Here is a 2,270-nt window from a genome sequence, read left to right as displayed (position 1 = left end):
CTTTGGAGCCCCCCTGCTCGGCCGGGGCGCCCGCGGTCTCTGCCCCTCAGGCCGGGCGGGCGAACTCGGCCTTGGCTGCCTCGACGGTGGCCGGGTTGGCCAGGAGGTCCAGGGCCGTCATGGCGAGCGCCTTGGCGGCGGCGACCATCCCGGTGCGGGCCAGCGGAGAGGCCGCCGCCTCGGTGAATTCCCGCGAGTGGTTGGGCACGTCCCCGGCCGCGATCCGGACGTAGGGGTGGATCGTCGGCAGGACCTGGCTGACGTTGCCGGCGTCGGTGGAGCCGTAGCCGCCCGTATCCTCCGGGTCCACGGGCATCCCGAGCCGCTCGAAGTTCTTCCCGAACAGCTCGAGCACCGTGAAGTTCGGCTTCACCGGTTCGTGGATGATCGGGTCGAAGGAGACCTCCACCCGGCAGCCGGTGGCGACCGCCGCGCCCTCGGCGGCCGCCTCGAACCGGCGCCGCAGCTCGCCGAGGTACGCCATGTCCAGGGAGCGGAGGTAGAACTCGGCGGCGGTGTACTCCGGGATGATGTTCGCCTGCTGACCGCCGACGGTGATGACTCCGTGGATCCGGGCGTCCGGCCGGATCTGCTGGCGCATGGCGTCGAGGGCGTTGAAGAGCCCGACGACCGCGTTGAGCGCGTTCACGCCCAGCCAGGGGGCGGCGGAGGCGTGGGCGGCCTTGCCGAAGTACTCGACCTTCACCTTGGTGAGGCCGAGCGACGGCCGCCACAGGCGCGTCCGGCAGAGCGGGTGGATCATCATGGCGACGTCGACGTCCCGGAAGACGCCGGCCTCGAGGAGCCGCACCTTGCCGGCCCCACCCTCCTCGGCCGGCGTCCCGATCACGACGAGCCGTCCCGGGACCGGCAGCCCGGCGACCCCCGCCAGCGTGGCGGCTGCCGCGCCGGCTCCGGCGGCGGCGGTGGCGATGATGTTGTGGCCGCAGGCGTGCCCGATGGCGGGAAGCGCGTCGTACTCGGCCAGGATCGCCACCGTCGGCCCCGAGCCGGACCCCGGCACCTCGGCCCGGAAGGCGGTCGGCACGCGTCCCGCGCCGCGCTCGACGCGGCAGCCGCGCTTCTCGAGAAACTCGGTGAGCCAGGCGGCGGCCTTCTCCTCCTTGTAGGCGAGCTCGGGATTCCCGTGGATCCGGAGCGCCAGATCCCAGAGCTCGTCGGCCACCGCGTCCACAGCCTCGGCCACGCGGGTCTTCAGGGTGTCGATGTCCGCCGCCATGGATGCCTCCGATGGATGATGGCTCACGCTCACACGAGGGCGCCGCCGTGTCAAGGCGGTCGGTCGCGATCGGTCGGGCGGCGTGTCACCCGCCCGGGGGCGCCCCTCCCATCAGCCGCTGCTCCCGCTCCAGCATGTCGGCCACCCCGATCAGCGCGTTGAAATCGGCGAAGGAGATCAGCTGGTGATCCAGCGCCGCCGGCTCCCCGTGCTCCCGCAGGGCACGCAAATACTCCTGCATCGCGCGGGTCGCAGCGAAGAGCGTCTGCACGGGCAGGAGGATCAGCGCGTAGCCGAGCGTCCCGAGCTCGGCCACCGGCAGGAGAGGGCTCCGGCCGCTCGGCGCGTAGTTGAACAGGCACGGCGCGCTGAGCCGGCGCGGAATGGCCTCGACCTGGGCGCGGCTCACCGGCGCCTCGACGAAGAGCACGTCGGCGCCGGCCTTGGCATACGCAGTGGCCCGGGCGATCGCGTCCTCGAACCCCGTCACCGCGATGGCGTCGGTCCGCGCGATCACCAGCAAGTTCGGGTCGGTGCGGGCCTCGACCGCCGCCGTGATCTTGGCGACCATCTCCTCGCACGGGATCACGGCCTTGCCGGCCAGGTGGCCACAACGCTTGGGCCACTCCTGATCCTCGATGTGGAGCGCGGCGACCCCCGCCGCCTCGTAGGCGCGGATGGTCCGCTCGACCGCCAGCGCGCCTCCGTACCCCGTGTCGGCGTCGGCGATCAGCGGGATCCGGACGGTGGCCGCCATCTGCCGCGCGTTCTCGACCATCTCGGCGAGGCCGGCGAAGCCGAGATCGGGAAGACCCAGGCGTGAGGCCGCGGTGCCGTAGCCCGTCATGTACACGGCCGGAAAGCCGGCGCGCTCGACGAGTCGCGCCGAGACGCCGTCGTAGGCCCCCGGCACCAGCAGCCCCGCCTTCCGGCCGCTCAGCCGCCGGAGCTCGGCCCGGACCCTCGCCGCCGGGACCGGCATGCTAGGTCCGCTCGGGGGGGTCTCGGAAGACCCCCCCGATGCCCCCCC

General features: G+C 73.1%; 2 protein-coding genes. Both read right to left on the bottom strand.

What is annotated here, in order from left to right; genetic code table 11:
• Window positions 1-46 precede the first annotated feature (46 nt).
• Window positions 47-1,240 (bottom strand): M20 family metallopeptidase, encoded by a 1,194-nt coding sequence (locus tag VGW35_05415; GenBank protein ID HEV8307086.1) that lies wholly within the window; start codon window positions 1,238-1,240, stop codon window positions 47-49.
• Between the two features lie 85 nt (window positions 1,241-1,325).
• Complete coding sequence (locus tag VGW35_05410; GenBank protein HEV8307085.1) at window positions 1,326-2,222, bottom strand: isocitrate lyase/PEP mutase family protein; 897 nt, start codon at window positions 2,220-2,222, stop codon at window positions 1,326-1,328.
• Between the last annotated feature and the right edge of the window lie 48 nt (window positions 2,223-2,270).

The organism is Candidatus Methylomirabilota bacterium, from assembly GCA_036005065.1.
GTDB lineage: Bacteria > Methylomirabilota > Methylomirabilia > Rokubacteriales > DASRDR01 > DASYQW01.
Note: the sequence above shows the minus strand (reverse complement) of the source record. Positions and strands in the feature narration are given on the sequence as shown.